This is a genomic window from Streptomyces sp. NPDC057302 (genome assembly GCF_042667685.1).
GTDB lineage: Bacteria > Actinomycetota > Actinomycetes > Streptomycetales > Streptomycetaceae > Streptomyces.
Window position 1 is genome coordinate 74998 of the sequence record NZ_JBHUZJ010000012.1, and the last position, 14277, is coordinate 89274.

Here is a 14277-nt window from a genome sequence, read left to right on the forward strand (position 1 = left end):
GCCGACCCCGGCCCGTTACATGGGCGCCCCGTAGACCTTGTGGGCCTGCGGGTGGCCGTACACGGTCAGCGACCAGATCACCAGGATGTCGAGGGCGATGAGGATGGCCGACCACACCGGGTGGTACGGGGTGAAGAAGAAGTTCTCCATCGCGCTCAGCGCCGCGACGATGATCCCGACGACGCGGGCCCAGGTACGGCCGTTGAAGATGTTGAACGCCGCCGCGGCGATGATGACACCGGAGAGCATCTGGACCCAGCCGCGGACGTTGGCGTCGAAGTCGAAGGGATAGTCGCTCTGCGACTGGTAGTAGTTGTCGCCGAGGATCGCGGAGAGCCCCGCGATCGCGTGGAACGTGCCGATGATGCCCAGCACGCACACGGCGAAGACGACTCCGCCGACGGCGACCGGATTGACACGCGGCTGCGGTTCGGGCGGGCCGGAACGTGCCTGGCCCGACGAGATCTGGTCCGTCATGGCGAACCTCCTCTGAGGGTGGAACCGGAGCATCGCGCCCGGCACCGCGGGGCCGGTTCACCCGCAGCGGATGAGCCGGCAGCCGCAGGTGGCGGCATCGTCACCCGCGCAAGGTGATGCCGTCGGCCACGCCACCGCGAGAATGGCCGCTGATGGCAGAGCCCTCGTACAGGAGGTGGCGCCATGGGCGGGGCACAGGAGGACTCGGGGCCCGGACCGGCCGGGACCCCACCCGGTGGCGCCGACTTCGAGATCCGCGTCCGGGGCAGGATCGGCGAGGCCTTCCGCTCGGCGTTCGCGGAGATGACGATCGTGCTGCGCCCCGCCGAGACGGTGCTGGTGGGCGCGGGACTCGATCAGGCCGCGCTGTACGGGATCCTCGACCGCATCCAGGCGCTCGGGCTCGAACTCCTCGAAGTGCGCAGGCTGCCGGGCGCCGGCGCCTAGATCGCGGCGCGGACGCGGCGAGGGGGAAGGCCGGATTCTGTTCGAAAAAAGCCGAACGGCCACTTCCCGGCACAGTGCCCGCCGCCCCACGGTGTAGGGGTAATGCCCTGCACATGGGGAGGTGAGGGGCATGTCCGTGGCGCTGTGCGCGGAGCCGCGAAGCGGCTCGAGGGGAGTGGGCGGCGAAGTCTCCGTCCTGCACGGGCGGTTGCACGTGCTCAGCCGAGAGGCACAGGCGGCCGACACGACCGTGACGACGTGTCTGGCGTGGGTCGCGGGCACCTTGGTCCGGATCGCGGGAGACGTGGGCGACGTACGCAGTGCGGGTGCCCTGGTGGGGGAGGCGGCAGCCGTGCTGGCCTTCGTCGCCGCCCAGCCGGAGCAGCCCGTGCAGAGGCCCGTACAGGAGCCCGTGGAGCCTTTGACGCAGTGTCAGCTGGCGGTGCTGCACCAGTTGCAGCAGGAGGTGCCGCTGCGGCAGATCGCCGACGGCATGTACGTGTCGGTGAACACGGTCAAGAGCCACGTCCGCGCCGTGTACCGGAAGCTGGGCGTGTGCTCCCGGGCGGACGCGGTGCGGCGGGCCCGTGCGCTGGGGCTCGTGTCACAGGAGCTGTAGTTCGCGGGCCCGCCGGACGGCGGCCGAGCGCCGGGTCACGGCCAGCTTGCGGTAGACGCTCTTGAGATGCGTCTTCACCGTGTTCACCGAGAGATACAGGTCCTCGGCGATCTCCTCGGTGGTCATCATCTGCGCCAGCCGGTCCAGGACGTCGCGCTCCCGCGCGCTGAGCCGCCCGGCGGGGGCCGGCGGGACGCCCACGAGGACGAGGGCGGGCCGCGCGGTCGCCTGCCGCGGTACGGCGCTGAGCGCGACCCGGTGGCGAGCGGAGTCGAGCAGGGAGACGCACGCGGGCAGCACCGCCCGCAGCACGGTACGGGGCAGCCGGGACGCGGCCACCACGTCACCGATCGGCGCAGGCGTCGAACCGCCGCGCTCCAGCGCCGTGGCCAGCCCCGCCAGCAACGACTCGACCTCGGAGAGGAACACGTCGGGCAGCGCGCCGAGCACGGCTCTGGTCAGCGTGAGTTCGTGCCGGGCCCGGCCGGGTTCGCCGCGCGCCAGTTCGACCCAGGCGCGCACGAGGTGCAGGGACGCCTGCGGGCGCTGCGCCACGGTCCAGGCGGGCAGCGGCGGCTGGGCCGCCTGGGCGGCGAGTTCGTCGGCGCCACGGAAGCGGCCCCGGAGCGCCTCGATGAGCGCGAGTTCGACCAGGCAGTCCCGGCGCAGCATGCCGTTCCCGGCGGCGCCCGCGGCCTTGAGCCCCCCGGTGAGGGAGGCTTCAGCGGCTTTCAGGCCCCCCGCCCGCAGCTCGCCACTGCCGCGGATCGCCAAGGTGAGCGCAAGGATCTCCGGGTGCTGTGCCAGGGCCGCCTGCGGCAGGCATGAGAGGGCCGACTCCGCGTCGGCCGCCGCGGCGTGGGCCGCCTGCGGGTCCCGCGAGCGCAGCTGTTCCATGCGGATCACGCAATGCGCCACGCGGCACCGGGCGGTGCGGTCGTCCCCCGCCGTCAGGTCGGCCAGCAACCGTTCGGACAGGTCGAGGTAGCGGGAGGTCAGCTGGTCGTCCTCGCGGACCCGGGCGACCGCCGCGGCGAGCAGAGCGGATTCGGGGTGCTCCGTCGGCAGCTGTTCGGGCAACTGCCGGGTCAGCTCGGCCGGCAGCCGCAGCCGGGTGAGGCCGAGCACCTGGCCGATCGCGAGGCGGTCCACGATCAGCCGGGCCGCCCGGTCCCAGTCGCCCGCGGCGAGCAGGTGGCGCACGGCGTCGGCCAGGAGACCGTGCTCGCCCAGCCAGGCCGCGGCGCGGCGGTGCAGCGGGGCGACCAGGCCGGGCTTCTCGTGGCGCAGGCACATCCGCAGCACGTCGGCGAACATCTGGTGGCAGCGGTACCAGCCCTGGCCGACGGGTTGCAGGAACGAGTTCTCCCGGACGAGGTCGGCGAAGTGCCTGCCCGCGTCCTCGCCGGAGAGCTCGACGGCGAGTTCGGCGTTCACATGGTCAAGGACGCTCGTCGTGAGCAGCAGCCGGCGCATGCCGTCGGGTTGCTGGTCGAGCACCTCCTCGACGAGATAGCTGGCGACGGCCTCGTCGTCGCCGGCGAACTGCGCCACGAACCGCTCGGGGTCGTCGCGCTTCTCCATGGACATCGCCGCGAGCCGCAGGCCCGCCGCCCAGCCGTCCGTGCGCCGTCGCAGCGCGCTCACCGTCTGCTTGGGCACGTCGATCCCGTGCTGGGCGAGGAGCGCGGCGGTCTCCCGGTCGTCGAAGGCCAGGTCGCCGGTCCGCAGCTCGCTCACCTCGCTGGTGAGACGGCCGCGGTGCAGATGCAGGGGTGGATCCCGGCGGGCGAGGACCACCAGGCGCAGCACCCCCGGCAGATGCCGCAGGAGGCTGCTGACCCCTTCCGCGATCGGGGATCCCGGAGTGGGCTGGAAGTCGTCGAGGACCAGCACCACCGGCTCACCGTGCTTGCGCAGTCCGGCGGCGAGCGCCGCCACGAGCAGCGGTTCCGCCTCGGAGGTGGGGGCTTCCGACAGCTCCACTCCGGCCTCGCGCAGCGCGCCGATCACGCGCGGCCAGAAGACACCGGACTGCTCGGCCCGGCCGTCGCAGGTGACCCAGGCGAGCGGGCCCGGCAAGCGCCTGGTGTGCGCCCACTCCAGGGCGAGAGCCGTCTTTCCGGCCCCCACGGGGCCCACGATCACGGTCAGCGGGCCGAGGACGCCTCTCGCGAGACGGTCGGTCAGGCGGGGCCGGGGGACGAGCCAGGCGGGCACCGCGGGCGTCGCGCCTGCGGGCGCCCGGGTACGGCCGTCGTTCCGTGCGGGCCGTGAGGACTCGGCCATGGGCGGCACCTCGCTCTCGGAGCAAGTGTGGCGACTGCGCCAAGTATGGGGCCGCCGGAACCGGCAGAGCGCGCGGCAGGCGCCATCTCACCCGGGTGAAATCCCGGTGGGAGACGGCGCCTGCCGCCGCGGCCCGGAGCGCCGGGCCGCCCCCGGTCACTTCTCCTGAAGTGCCGCCACCAGCTCCTCCTCCCGGTCCTTGGTGAGCGACGTACGGATCACGGTGGGGTTGAAGGGACGCACCGCGTCACGTACACGGTCGGGTGTCGAGCGCCGGACGAGGGCGAAGAGCGCCGCGCGTCCCGGTTCGAGAGTGCTGGAGATCTCCTTGACGAAGGCGTCGTTGATGCCGACGTCGCTGAGCTTTCCGGCGATGGCGCCGGTGGCGGCGCCCACCGCGGCACCGAACACCGGCATCAGGAAGAGCAGTCCGAACAGCGAGCCCCACAGGGCGCCGCCGGCCGCTCCGGTGGCCGTGGTGTTGTACGTCTGGTGCACATGGATCTTGCCGTCCATGGTCCGCCAGGCGATTGCCGCGTCCTCCAGGTCGAGCAGTTCCTGGCGGGACAGTTCCTTGGCGAGGCGCAGGACGCTCTCCGCCTTCTCCTTGTCCGAGAATCCGAGCACGACGAGATCGGCCATCAGGCCCTCCTCCGGTGGTTGCGGGTTGTCGGGTCCGGCGTTGCCGCGGGCGTGACCGGGTCACCCAACTTCTGTGCCATCGACGTGAGTTCGTTGATCACGGGGGCCAGTGCCTCCTCGGTGAGGAAGCCCTCGGCGACGGGGACGGCCCCGGCGTCGCGGAGTGCTTTGCGCAGGTACTTGGCCCATACGTGTTCCAGCAGGATGAAGGCCGCCGCGGCCCCCGGGTCGAGGGAGTCGGCCATCTCCCTGATCTCGTCGAGGGTCAGACCGAAGGCGTTGCCGTCGGCCAGGCTCGCGTCCATCTCCTCCGCGGCCCTGACCTGCTCGCTGGTGAGCCCGAGGAGCGTGGCGACCGTCTCACCCATCCCCTCCGCCTGGAAGTCGAGGGCGAACAGATCCCCACCGGGCTCCTTGCGCACGAAAAGCATGTCGAGGACACGGATCTGTCCGTTCGCCTCGAGGATCGCCAGTTCCTCGATGATCCGCCCCTCGAACTTGGCGTCGGGTCCGAACTCGACCGTCAAAAGTTGTACCGGTCCGATCCCAGCCATCGTGTCTCCTCTCGGGGGAACCGCTGCCGTCACGGCCGTCATCACAGCGTCGCCACCCGCTGCCGCGCGTCACCCGCCTCAGGTGAGGGAACCGGGTCGCGGGTGCCGTGACGGTGGGAGGCGGAGGTGCGACGCCCATGACGCATCAAGAGACACCGGACGGGAACGTCCCCGAGCCCACCCGGGAGAGCGTCACCGAGGCCGAACTGGAGCGCCTGCGCGCGGAGGTCGGCGAGCTGCGGGACCGGGTCGGTACCGAGCGGCGGCGCCGGGCCCGGCTGCTGTCCGTGCGGCGGATCGTCGCGGCCGTCCTGATCGCTCTGGTCGCCGTCCTGGCGACCACGTCGATCGTGGGGGTGTGGGGAGCGCGGACCACGCTCAACACGGACCGCTGGATCGCCACGGTGGGTCCGCTGCCCGAGGACCCCGACGTGAACGCCGCCGTCTCCACCTATCTGGCGCGCGAGATATTCGACCAACTGGACGTCGAGCAGCGGCTTTCCGACACGCTGCCGCCGCGCGCGTCCTTCCTGGCGGCACCGGTCACCACCGCCGTCCACGACTATCTGCGGAACTCGATATCCAAGCTCATCGCCGACGACCGGTTCCGGGCGCTGTGGCGCGAGACGAACCGCCGCGCCCACGCGCGGATCGTCGAGGTGCTCGAGGAGCGCAACGAGAACGTGCGGGTGAGCGGCGACACGGTCACCCTGAACCTGCTGCCGATGGTCAACAACGTACTGCGGTCCCTGGAGGATCAACTGCCCACCCTGTTCGGCAAGAAGCTCGATCTGCCCGCACTCTCCTCCGGCGAGATCCCGCCGGGCCTGCACGAGCGCATCGAGAAGGCGCTCGGGGTCTCGCTGCCCGAGAACTTCGCGCAGATCCGGCTCTACAACCGCAACGAACTGGGTCAGTTGCAGGACACCGTGCTGCTGGCCAAGCGCTCCGTGGTGGGTCTGGTGATCGCGGTGCCCGTGCTGCTCGGGCTCGCCCTGTGGATCTCGCCCCAGCGGCGGCGCACCCTCCTCCAGCTCGGTCTGTGGCTGGTGGTGACCGTCACGGTCCTTGCGGCCGTCCTGCGGGCGGTCCGGGACCAGCTGCTCGGCCAGGTGCCGTCGGGCGTCTACCGCGACGGCGCACGCGCCGCGATGTGGACGGTGTTCACGACCCTGCGCGACCGGGGCGACCAACTGCTGTGGCTGGGCGTCGCCATCGCCGTGGTGGCGTACCTGGTGGGGCCCGGCCGCCTGCCGAGGGCACTGCGCCGGTACGTGGCGCAGGGCGCGCGCGCCACCGGCCACCTCCTGGCCAAGGCCGGCGACCGGGTGGAAGGCGCACGGGTGCGGCCGTGGCTGGCACAGCACGCCGATGTGCTGCGGGTGTCGGGCCTCGTCGTCGCGGCTCTGATCGCGCTGCTCCTGTCGTCGTGGACAGGCCTGTTCGTGGTCGGTGCGCTGCTGGCCGTGTACGAGATCGCGATCACCCTCGTCGCCCGCTCGGAAGGCTCACCCCCGTCAGGTGAGGCGGGCCGGGAGGCCCCCGCGAAGAGTGGCGCATCCGGTTGACCGAGGCAGGGAGACGGGCATGAAGAGGCGGACGCACGCCGGACGGGTCGGACCCAACGGCGACGGGAGTGGACGCTCACGCCTGTGGGGCCCGTACCTGAGCGAACGGCAATGGGGCACGGTCCGCGAGGACTACAGCCCCGGCGGCGACGCCTGGTCCTACTTTCCGCACGATCACGCGCGCTCTCGCGCCTACCGGTGGGGCGAGGACGGTCTCGGCGGGATCTGCGACGACAAGCAGCGCCTGTGCCTGGCCCTGGCCCTGTGGAACGGCCGCGACGCGATCCTCAAGGAGCGGGCCTTCGGCCTCACCAACGGCGAGGGCAACCACGGCGAGGACGTCAAGGAGTACTACTTCTACCTCGACAGCACCCCCAGCCACTCCTACCTGCGGTACCTGTACAAGTACCCGCAGACGGCGTTCCCGTACAACGATCTCGTGTCCGTCAACCGGGACCGCACGCGTCAGGAGTTCGAGTACGAGCTCATGGACACCGGTGTGTTCGACGACGACCGGTACTTCGACGTCACGGTGGAGTACGCCAAGGCGGACCACGACGACATCCTGATGCGCGTCACCGTCGACAACCGTGGCCCCGACGAGGCGACCCTGCACGTGCTGCCGACGCTGTGGTTCCGCAACACCTGGTCCTGGGGCGAGTCCCACGAGCAGGAGGCAAGGCCACGGCTGCGGGCGGTCGACGGGCCGGACCCGACCGTCACGATCCGGGCCGACCACCCCCAGCTGGGCAGTTACGACCTCCGGTGCGGCGAGGGGGTGCCGCTGCTCTTCACGGAGAACGAGAGCGACAACGAGCGGCTCTTCGGCTCGCCCAACGCCGGCCCCTACGTCAAGAACGCCATCGGCCGCTACGTCGTGGAAGGGGAGGAGAGCGCCGTCAACCCGGCCCGGGAGGGCACCAAGGCGGCCGCCCACCACGTCCTCGGTGTCCCGGCGGGAGGGTCGGCCACGATCCGTCTGCGGCTGGGCCCCGCGGGCGGGAAACTCTCCCTGGACCGGGGATTCGACACGGTGTTCAAGGACCGTATCGCCGAAGCCGACGCCTTCTATCAGGAGTTGACCCCCGAGGGCGCCGGCGAGGACGAGGCGCGCGTCCTGCGCCAGGCCCTCTCCGGAATGCTCTGGTCCAAGCAGTACTACGCCTTCGACCTGGAGAAGTGGCTGGGCGAGCACGATCTGACCCCGTGGAGCCCGCCGCGGCCGGGACTGCGCAACCACGAGTGGTTCCACATGGAGAGCGACGACATCATCTCCATGCCGGACAAGTGGGAGTACCCCTGGTTCGCCGCCTGGGACCTGGCGTTCCATGCCGTGGGCCTGTCGGTCGTCGACGTCGGCTTCGCCAAGGAGCAGCTCGAACTGCTGTTGCGCGACGCCTACTTGCACCCCAACGGCCAGATCCCGGCCTACGAGTGGAACTTCGGCGACGTCAATCCGCCCGTGCACGCCTGGGCCGCGTACTTCGTGTACACGGTGGAGAAGGGCACGACCGGCAACGCCGACCGCGCCTTCCTCGAACGCACCTTCCAGAAACTGCTCACGAACTTCACCTGGTGGGTCAACCGCAAGGATCTCGGCGGCCGCAACATCTTCCAGGGCGGCTTCCTCGGCCTGGACAACATCGGCGTCTTCGACCGCAGCGCCCCCCTGCCCACCGGAGGCAACCTGGAACAGGCGGACGGCACCGCCTGGATGGCGCTGTACTGCCAGTCGATGCTCCAGATCGCGATGGAACTCGTCGAACTCAATTCCTCGTACGAGGACCTGGTCCTGAAGTTCGTCGAGCACTACCTGTGGATCGCGGCCTCGATGGACCGGGTCGGGGAACTCCACGACGAGCTGTGGGACGAGGAGGACGGGTTCTTCTACGACGTGCTGCGGCTGCCCGACGGGCAGGCGGTCCGGCTGAAGGTCCGCTCCATGGTGGGCCTGCTTCCGCTGTGCGCCTCGACCGTCTTCCAGCCGGAGGAGCTGGAGCGGCTGTCCGGTGTCGGCGAGCGGCTGCGGCGGTTCGCCGAGCGCCACCCCTCGCTGTCCGTGACCCTGACATCGGCGCAGGCCGGCGTGGCGGGCGGCCCGCGGCTGCTGTCCATCCTGGACGAGAAGAAGCTGGTGCGCGTGCTCGCCCGGCTCCTGTCGGAGGACGAGTTCCTGAGCCCCTACGGCATCAGGGCGCTCTCCCGCCACCACGCCGCGCACCCCTACACGTTCTGGGTGCACGGGCAGGAGTACAGGGTCGGCTATCTGCCCGCCGAGTCGGACACCGGCATGTTCGGCGGCAACTCCAACTGGCGCGGCCCCATCTGGATGCCGATGAACGCCCTCGTCATCCGCGGGCTGCTCAACCTGTACGGCTTCTACGGCGACGACTTCACCGTCGAGTGCCCGACAGGATCCGGGGTGCGCAAGAACCTGTACGAGGTCGCCGAGGACATCAGCGCCCGGCTGAGCAGGATCTTCCTGCGTGCGGACGACGGCCGACGGCCCGTGTACGGAGGCCAGGAGAAGTTCGCGGACGACCCGCACTGGCGCGACCTGATCTCCTTCTACGAGTACTTCCACGGCGACAACGGGGCAGGCCTCGGCGCCTCGCACCAGACCGGCTGGACCGGTCTCGTCGCCGCACTGATGAAGATCTTCGGCACGCTCGGACCGGAAGACTTCCGCTCCGGCCCCGCGAGGAGGCAGAAACGATGACCGAGTTGCCCGCGCAGCCCGTCGTGCACGAGGTCAACACGCGCGTGTGGCTGCGCGAGACCGCGCACCGCACCGGTGGCCCGGCCGGTCTCGCGGACGTGCCCAAGGACGTGTGGGACGAGATCACGCCGTCCGGCATCGACGCCGTCTGGCTGATGGGGGTGTGGGAGCGCAGCCCGCAGGGGCGTGCCATCGCCCTGGAGGACCCGGCGCTGCGCGGCGCCTTCGCCGGAGCCGTCCCCGACATCGGTGAGCGGGACATCGCGGGATCGCCGTACTGCATCCGCCGCTACGAGGTCGACGCGGCGCTCGGCGGACCCGCCGGTCTTGCCGCCGCACGGTCCGAACTCGAGCGCAGGGGAGTGGGCCTGCTGCTCGACTACGTGCCCAACCACGTCGCCCCGGACAGCCCCTGGGTGCAAGCGCACCCCGAGTACTTCGTGCGGGGCGACGCGCAGGACGCCCGGAGCGATCCGGCCGGGTTCCTCGACACCGGGCACGCCGTGCTCGCGCGGGGCCGCGACCCGTTCTTCCCGCCCTGGCCGGACGTGGTGCAGCTGAACGCCTTCGCGCCCGCCCTGCGGCGGGCGACCGCGGAGGTGCTCGACGGCATCGGCCAGGTGTGCGACGGGGTGCGCTGCGACATGGCGATGCTGATGATGAACGACGTCTTCGCCCGTACGTGGGGCGAGCGGGCGGGGCCCGTCCCGCAGGAGGACTTCTGGCCGGAGGTCATGACCGCCGTCCGGCGCCACCACCCGCACATGGTCTTCGCCGCGGAGGCGTACTGGGACCTCGAATGGGAGCTCCAGGGGCAGGGGTTCGACTTCTGCTACGACAAGCGTCTGTACGACCGCGTGCTCAACGAGAGCCCCGAGTCGGTCCGGGCGCACCTGCGGGCCGACGAGCAGTACCAGCGCGGACTCGTCCGGTTCCTGGAGAACCACGACGAGCCGCGGGCCGCGCGGACGCTGACGCCGGCCAAGGAGCGGGCCGCGGCCGTTCTGATCGCGACCCTGCCCGGCGCCACCCTGTGGCACGAGGGCCAGTTCACCGGGCGCCGCGTCCACCTGCCGGTCTTCCTGGACCGCCGTCCCGACGAGCCGCCGGACCCCTCCCTGCGGGCGTTCCACGAACGACTGCTGTCGGCCGTGCACCGCAGCGGCATGCGGACGGGGCGGTGGCAGCTCCTGGACGGCTACGGCTGGCCCGACAACGACTCCGGCCGCGACCTGATCGCCTCGTGCTGGTCCGGTGAGTCGGGCCGGTTCCTGACGGTGGTGAACCTCTCGGACCACCGGGCCCAGGCCCGCATCCGGCTGCCCTGGGCCGAACTGGGGCAGGACGCCTGGGAGTTGGCGGGTCTGCTCGACGCCGAGCGGTTCGAACGTCCGGGCGCGGAGCTGACGGCCGAGGGGCTCTACGTCGACCTGCCGCCCTGGGGCACGCACCTGCTCTCGGTCCTCACGCCGGGCTGACCCAGTCCGCGCCGCTCTGCGCGCGGTACGCCTCCACGGCGGCCTCCACGGTGGGGTAGAAGCGGCGCGCGTCGAAGGTGCGGGCCAGCCCGTACTGCTCGACCTTGCGCCGCACCGGATCCTTGAGCTCGGCGAAGACCAGGACGACGCCGAGCTCCTGGAGCGCCGCGTCCAGCTCCTCCAGGATGTCCGCGGCGGTCGTGTCGACGTCGGTCACCGGCTCCGCGGCGATCACCACGCGCCGCGTGGCCGGGTCGGCGTGTGTGTACCGAAGGACTTCCTCGCGGAACGACTTGGCGTTGGCGAAGAACAGCTGCGCGTCGAAACGGAAGATCACCAGGCCCGGCAGGAGCTGCGCGCCCGGGTGCGAGCGCACGTCGTGGTAGCCCTCCAGGGCGGACACGCGCCCCAGCACGGTGCTGTAGGGCCACCACGCGCGCCGGAAGACGTTCAGGATGGACAGGCCCACCGCGACGCCGATCCCCGGCAGCACACCGAGCAGCGCCACCCCGAGGAAGGCCGAGATGGACAGCCAGAACTCCGCCTTGCGCTGGCGCCAAAGGCGCCTCGTGCCCGCGAGGTCGGCCAGCGAGAGGGAGGCCGTGATGACCACCGCGGCGAGCGCGGGCTGCGGCAGATCGCGGAAGAGCCCCGGCAGCAGCACGAGCATCAGCAGGATGAGGCCCGCACCGACGACTCCGGTGAGCTGGGTCTTGGCCCCCGCCCGCTCGGCCACGGCCGTGCGCGAACCGCTGGTGCTCACGGGGAACCCCTGGAACAGCCCCACGGCCACGTTCGCCGTGCCGATCGCGATCATCTCGTCGTTGCCGCGTACTTCCTGACCGGTGCGGGCGGCGAAGGCGGAGGCGTTGGAGATGGTGTCGGCCAGGGACACCAGGGCGATGCCCAGGGCGCCGACGAACAGCGGGCCCAGGTCGGCCCAGGCGATGTGCGGGACCGTGAACGGCGGCAGCCCCTCGGGCAGCGTGCCGACGGTCTTCACCCCGTGCTCGTCCAGATCGAGCAGGACGGACGTACTGATGGCGAGGACCACCATGACGAGGACGGCTGGGATCTTGGGCATCAGACGCTGCAGCAGCAGGATCACCAGGATGCAGCCACCGGCGACCGCGACGGCGGCCGGTACCGTGCGCCGGTCCGCCACCCCCTGGACGAAGGCGTCCACCTCGCCGATCAGCCCGTCGGCGTCGGTCGAGAAGCCGAACAGCTTGGGCAACTGCCCGATCAGGATGGTCAGGGCCAGGCCGTTCATATAGCCGATCATGGTGGGCTTGGAGATGAGATCGGCGACGAATCCGAGCCGTGCCACCCCGGCGAGAAGGGTGATCGTACCGACCATCAGGGCGAGCATGGAGGCGAGCGCGATCGCCCGTCCGCTGTCGCCGTCCGAGGCGATCAGGGGCAGGACCGTCGCGGCGATCATCGGGCCGAGCGAGGAGTCGGGGCCGAGCACCAGGACGCGCGAGGGACCGGCCACGGCGTACGCGAGCAGGCACAGCACGGAGGTGTACAGACCCGTGATCGGCGGCAGCCCGGCCAGTTCGGCGTAGGCCATGCCCTGGGGCACGAGCAGCGTGCTCAGTACGATGCCCGCGACCACGTCCTTGAACAGCCACTCCCGCCGGTAGGTCCGCAGCGTCTTGACCCCTGGCGGCGTCCCGCGCCCGCGCACCGGCCCCTCACCCCTGCCCGGCGAGCTCGCCGAGCTCCGACAGCGCAAGGAGCGCGAGGGCGGTGAGCACCGTGCCGGTCCGGCTGCGGCATCCGAGGGCGGCGACGATCAGACACGGCGCGAACGCGGTCAGGGCAATGGAGTGGCCGACGCGGACGCTGTCGTCACGCACGTCGCCGAGCTGGATCAAGGCCAGAAGGCCGATCGGCATGGCCGTCCCCGCGAGCCCGACGGTCAGCATCAGAGCCCCCGTCAGCACGGGCCGGCCGCGCGGCCAGCCGTGGCGTCGAGGCCCACGGCCGGGTCGACATCGGGTTCAGCGATCACCGAGTCGGCCGAGCGGGCGTACCAGTCGTCCGCCGGTGCGGGGCGTTCACCGTGGCCGGGTGGCTGTGCGGTCATCGCGCCTGCTCCTCCTCCAGCTGCTGTTTCGCCAGCTCCAGTGCACGCCGGCTCTTGTCGTCGATGACCGGATACTGCGGGTCGATGTCGATCAGGGTGTCGGCGAGCACGGCCGCCGCGCAGATGCGCGCGAACCACTTGCGGTCCGCCGGCACGACGTACCAAGGCGCCCAGGGAGTGCTGGTGGCGGACAACATCTCGGAGAACGCCGTCTGGTAGGAGTCCCAGAACGTACGTTCACGGGCATCGGCCGCCGAGAACTTCCAGTTCCGCTCCGGTACGTCGATCCGCTTGAGGAAGCGCAGACGCTGCTCCTCCTTGGACAGGTTCAGGAACAGTTTGACGATCCTGAAGCCGTTGTCCGTCAGATACCGCTCCCAGTCGTTGATCTCCCGGTAGCGGCGCCGCCAGATCTTCTTGCCCGTGGTGTGCCCCGGCAGCCCCTGGCGGGTGAGGTGCTCGGGGTGCACCCGCACGACCAGGACCTCCTCGTAGTGCGACCGGTTGAAGATGCCGATCTCTCCGCGGCTCGGCAGGCTGCGGGAGTAGCGCCAGAGGTAGTCGTGGCCGAGCTCCGCCGCCGAGGGCACCTTGAAGCCGGCCACGCGCACGCCCTGGGGATTGACCCCGCTCATCACATGGCGGATCGTGCCGTCCTTGCCTCCGGCGTCCAGCGCCTGGAGGCACACCAGGACCCCGTGCGTGCCCTGCGCGGCCAGCCGCCGCTGGTAGTCGGCCAGCAGGACGACGCCGGCGCGGAGCAGTTCCTGCCCGTCCTTCTTCGTCTTGACGCCCGCCTTGTGGGCGGGATCGAAGTCCCTGGACAGGTCCACTTTCGAACCGGGTTCGACCCGCAGCGGAGCGATGAACTCGGCGATCCGTTCCGCCCGATCGCCCGCCGAGCGTGCCCGTGCGTCCCTCATGGGCCACCTCGGTCAGTAGACGGAATCCTTCTCCACCACGCACAGGGCCCAGATGATGAACCCGTCCATCGCGATCAGGGTGAGGGACCAGATGGGGTGGTAGGGGAGGGACAGGAAGCTGGCGATGATCATCAGCGACGTGATGACGATGCCCGTGACCCTGGCCCACGTCGCCGCGACGAACAGGCCGAAACTGACGACCACCGCGATCGTGCCGATGACCATGTGGATCCAGCCCCAGCTGGTCAGGTCGAACTCGAAGGCATAGCCAGGGGTGTTGACGAAGATCTTGTCCTCGAGGACGGCCATGAGCCCCCGGCAGAAGTCCAGGGACCCGGAGAGGAACAGCAGCACCCCGGCGAAGATGGTCAGCCCGGCGGCCGCCGTCTGTTTGGCGCCGGAGCGATGGTGCTGAGTGGTCGTGGTGGCCATGACAGGGCCTCCATGCTCGAGCAGGGTGCCGATT

Annotated in this window: 14 protein-coding genes; 5 read left to right on the top strand and 9 right to left on the bottom strand. The window is 70.8% G+C overall.

Features of this window, described 5'->3' with window-relative positions; translation table 11 throughout:
* Nucleotides 1-15: 15 nt before the first annotated feature.
* Nucleotides 16-477 (bottom strand): hypothetical protein, encoded by a 462-nt coding sequence (locus ACFUPX_RS11915; protein ID WP_383319894.1) that lies wholly within the window; start codon nucleotides 475-477, stop codon nucleotides 16-18.
* Nucleotides 478-660: 183 nt separating this feature from the next.
* Between ACFUPX_RS11915 and ACFUPX_RS11920 the strand changes: the two genes are divergently transcribed.
* Both ACFUPX_RS11920 and ACFUPX_RS11925 read left to right on the top strand, forming a co-directional pair.
* Entirely contained in the window at nucleotides 661-924 is a 264-nt protein-coding gene (locus tag ACFUPX_RS11920) for a hypothetical protein (protein WP_383319896.1), read from the top strand.
* Nucleotides 925-1054: 130 nt separating this feature from the next.
* Nucleotides 1055-1543, top strand: a complete 489-nt coding sequence (locus ACFUPX_RS11925; RefSeq protein ID WP_383319898.1) for a LuxR C-terminal-related transcriptional regulator — start codon at nucleotides 1055-1057, stop codon at nucleotides 1541-1543.
* Here the strand turns inward: ACFUPX_RS11925 and ACFUPX_RS11930 are convergent.
* From ACFUPX_RS11930 to ACFUPX_RS11940, 3 genes are all read right to left on the bottom strand, one after another.
* Complete coding sequence (locus ACFUPX_RS11930; RefSeq protein WP_383319900.1) at nucleotides 1529-3832, bottom strand: LuxR C-terminal-related transcriptional regulator; 2304 nt, start codon at nucleotides 3830-3832, stop codon at nucleotides 1529-1531. The genes ACFUPX_RS11925 and ACFUPX_RS11930 overlap by 15 nt on opposite strands.
* A 156-nt stretch (nucleotides 3833-3988) precedes the next feature.
* Nucleotides 3989-4474, bottom strand: coding sequence for a DUF1269 domain-containing protein (locus tag ACFUPX_RS11935; protein WP_383319902.1), 486 nt, complete (start codon nucleotides 4472-4474; stop codon nucleotides 3989-3991).
* Nucleotides 4474-5028 carry a DUF1269 domain-containing protein gene (locus ACFUPX_RS11940; RefSeq protein WP_383319904.1) on the bottom strand — a complete coding sequence of 185 codons (555 nt, stop codon included), beginning with the start codon at nucleotides 5026-5028 and terminating at the stop codon, nucleotides 4474-4476. The genes ACFUPX_RS11935 and ACFUPX_RS11940 overlap by 1 nt, the downstream gene beginning before the upstream one ends.
* A 137-nt stretch (nucleotides 5029-5165) precedes the next feature.
* On the opposite strand from ACFUPX_RS11940, the gene ACFUPX_RS11945 reads away from it, so the two are divergent.
* From ACFUPX_RS11945 to ACFUPX_RS11955, 3 genes are read left to right on the top strand one after another with little or no spacing between them, the layout of a single operon-like run.
* Nucleotides 5166-6596: a hypothetical protein gene (locus tag ACFUPX_RS11945; RefSeq protein ID WP_383319906.1), complete on the top strand. Its 1431-nt coding sequence runs from the start codon at nucleotides 5166-5168 to the stop codon at nucleotides 6594-6596.
* Nucleotides 6597-6615: 19 nt separating this feature from the next.
* The gene (locus tag ACFUPX_RS11950; RefSeq protein ID WP_383319908.1) at nucleotides 6616-9315 is read left to right on the top strand and encodes a glucosidase; all 2700 of its coding nucleotides are present in this window, start codon (nucleotides 6616-6618) and stop codon (nucleotides 9313-9315) included.
* Complete coding sequence (locus ACFUPX_RS11955; protein WP_383319910.1) at nucleotides 9312-10793, top strand: alpha-amylase; 1482 nt, start codon at nucleotides 9312-9314, stop codon at nucleotides 10791-10793. Before ACFUPX_RS11950 ends, ACFUPX_RS11955 begins: the two co-directional genes overlap by 4 nt.
* Here ACFUPX_RS11955 and ACFUPX_RS11960 read toward each other — a convergent pair.
* The 5 genes from ACFUPX_RS11960 to ACFUPX_RS11980 are packed head-to-tail and all read right to left on the bottom strand — an operon-like array spanning nucleotide 10780 to nucleotide 14243.
* Nucleotides 10780-12486 (bottom strand): SulP family inorganic anion transporter, encoded by a 1707-nt coding sequence (locus ACFUPX_RS11960; protein WP_383319912.1) that lies wholly within the window; start codon nucleotides 12484-12486, stop codon nucleotides 10780-10782. The genes ACFUPX_RS11955 and ACFUPX_RS11960 overlap by 14 nt on opposite strands.
* A gap of 7 nt (nucleotides 12487-12493) precedes the next feature.
* Nucleotides 12494-12727, bottom strand: coding sequence for a hypothetical protein (locus tag ACFUPX_RS11965; protein ID WP_383319914.1), 234 nt, complete (start codon nucleotides 12725-12727; stop codon nucleotides 12494-12496).
* Between the two features lie 11 nt (nucleotides 12728-12738).
* Complete coding sequence (locus tag ACFUPX_RS11970; RefSeq protein ID WP_383319916.1) at nucleotides 12739-12888, bottom strand: hypothetical protein; 150 nt, start codon at nucleotides 12886-12888, stop codon at nucleotides 12739-12741.
* Nucleotides 12885-13811, bottom strand: coding sequence for a polyphosphate kinase 2 family protein (locus tag ACFUPX_RS11975; protein ID WP_383319917.1), 927 nt, complete (start codon nucleotides 13809-13811; stop codon nucleotides 12885-12887). The genes ACFUPX_RS11970 and ACFUPX_RS11975 overlap by 4 nt, the downstream gene beginning before the upstream one ends.
* Nucleotides 13812-13823: 12 nt before the next feature.
* Nucleotides 13824-14243, bottom strand: a complete 420-nt coding sequence (locus ACFUPX_RS11980) for a hypothetical protein (protein ID WP_383319919.1) — start codon at nucleotides 14241-14243, stop codon at nucleotides 13824-13826.
* Between the last annotated feature and the right edge of the window lie 34 nt (nucleotides 14244-14277).

Excerpts from the sequence above, each read along its gene's own strand:
- ACFUPX_RS11915 (WP_383319894.1), bottom strand. The coding sequence starts at position 477 with ATGACGGACCAGATCTCGTCGGGCCAGGCACGTTCCGGCCCGCCCGAA.
- ACFUPX_RS11920 (WP_383319896.1), top strand. The coding sequence starts at position 661 with ATGGGCGGGGCACAGGAGGACTCGGGGCCCGGACCGGCCGGGACCCCA.
- ACFUPX_RS11925 (WP_383319898.1), top strand. The coding sequence starts at position 1,055 with ATGTCCGTGGCGCTGTGCGCGGAGCCGCGAAGCGGCTCGAGGGGAGTG.
- ACFUPX_RS11930 (WP_383319900.1), bottom strand. The coding sequence starts at position 3,832 with ATGGCCGAGTCCTCACGGCCCGCACGGAACGACGGCCGTACCCGGGCG.
- ACFUPX_RS11935 (WP_383319902.1), bottom strand. The coding sequence starts at position 4,474 with ATGGCCGATCTCGTCGTGCTCGGATTCTCGGACAAGGAGAAGGCGGAG.
- ACFUPX_RS11940 (WP_383319904.1), bottom strand. The coding sequence starts at position 5,028 with ATGGCTGGGATCGGACCGGTACAACTTTTGACGGTCGAGTTCGGACCC.
- ACFUPX_RS11945 (WP_383319906.1), top strand. The coding sequence starts at position 5,166 with ATGACGCATCAAGAGACACCGGACGGGAACGTCCCCGAGCCCACCCGG.
- ACFUPX_RS11950 (WP_383319908.1), top strand. The coding sequence starts at position 6,616 with ATGAAGAGGCGGACGCACGCCGGACGGGTCGGACCCAACGGCGACGGG.
- ACFUPX_RS11955 (WP_383319910.1), top strand. The coding sequence starts at position 9,312 with ATGACCGAGTTGCCCGCGCAGCCCGTCGTGCACGAGGTCAACACGCGC.
- ACFUPX_RS11965 (WP_383319914.1), bottom strand. The coding sequence starts at position 12,727 with ATGCTGACCGTCGGGCTCGCGGGGACGGCCATGCCGATCGGCCTTCTG.
- ACFUPX_RS11970 (WP_383319916.1), bottom strand. The coding sequence starts at position 12,888 with ATGACCGCACAGCCACCCGGCCACGGTGAACGCCCCGCACCGGCGGAC.
- ACFUPX_RS11975 (WP_383319917.1), bottom strand. The coding sequence starts at position 13,811 with ATGAGGGACGCACGGGCACGCTCGGCGGGCGATCGGGCGGAACGGATC.
- ACFUPX_RS11980 (WP_383319919.1), bottom strand. The coding sequence starts at position 14,243 with ATGGCCACCACGACCACTCAGCACCATCGCTCCGGCGCCAAACAGACG.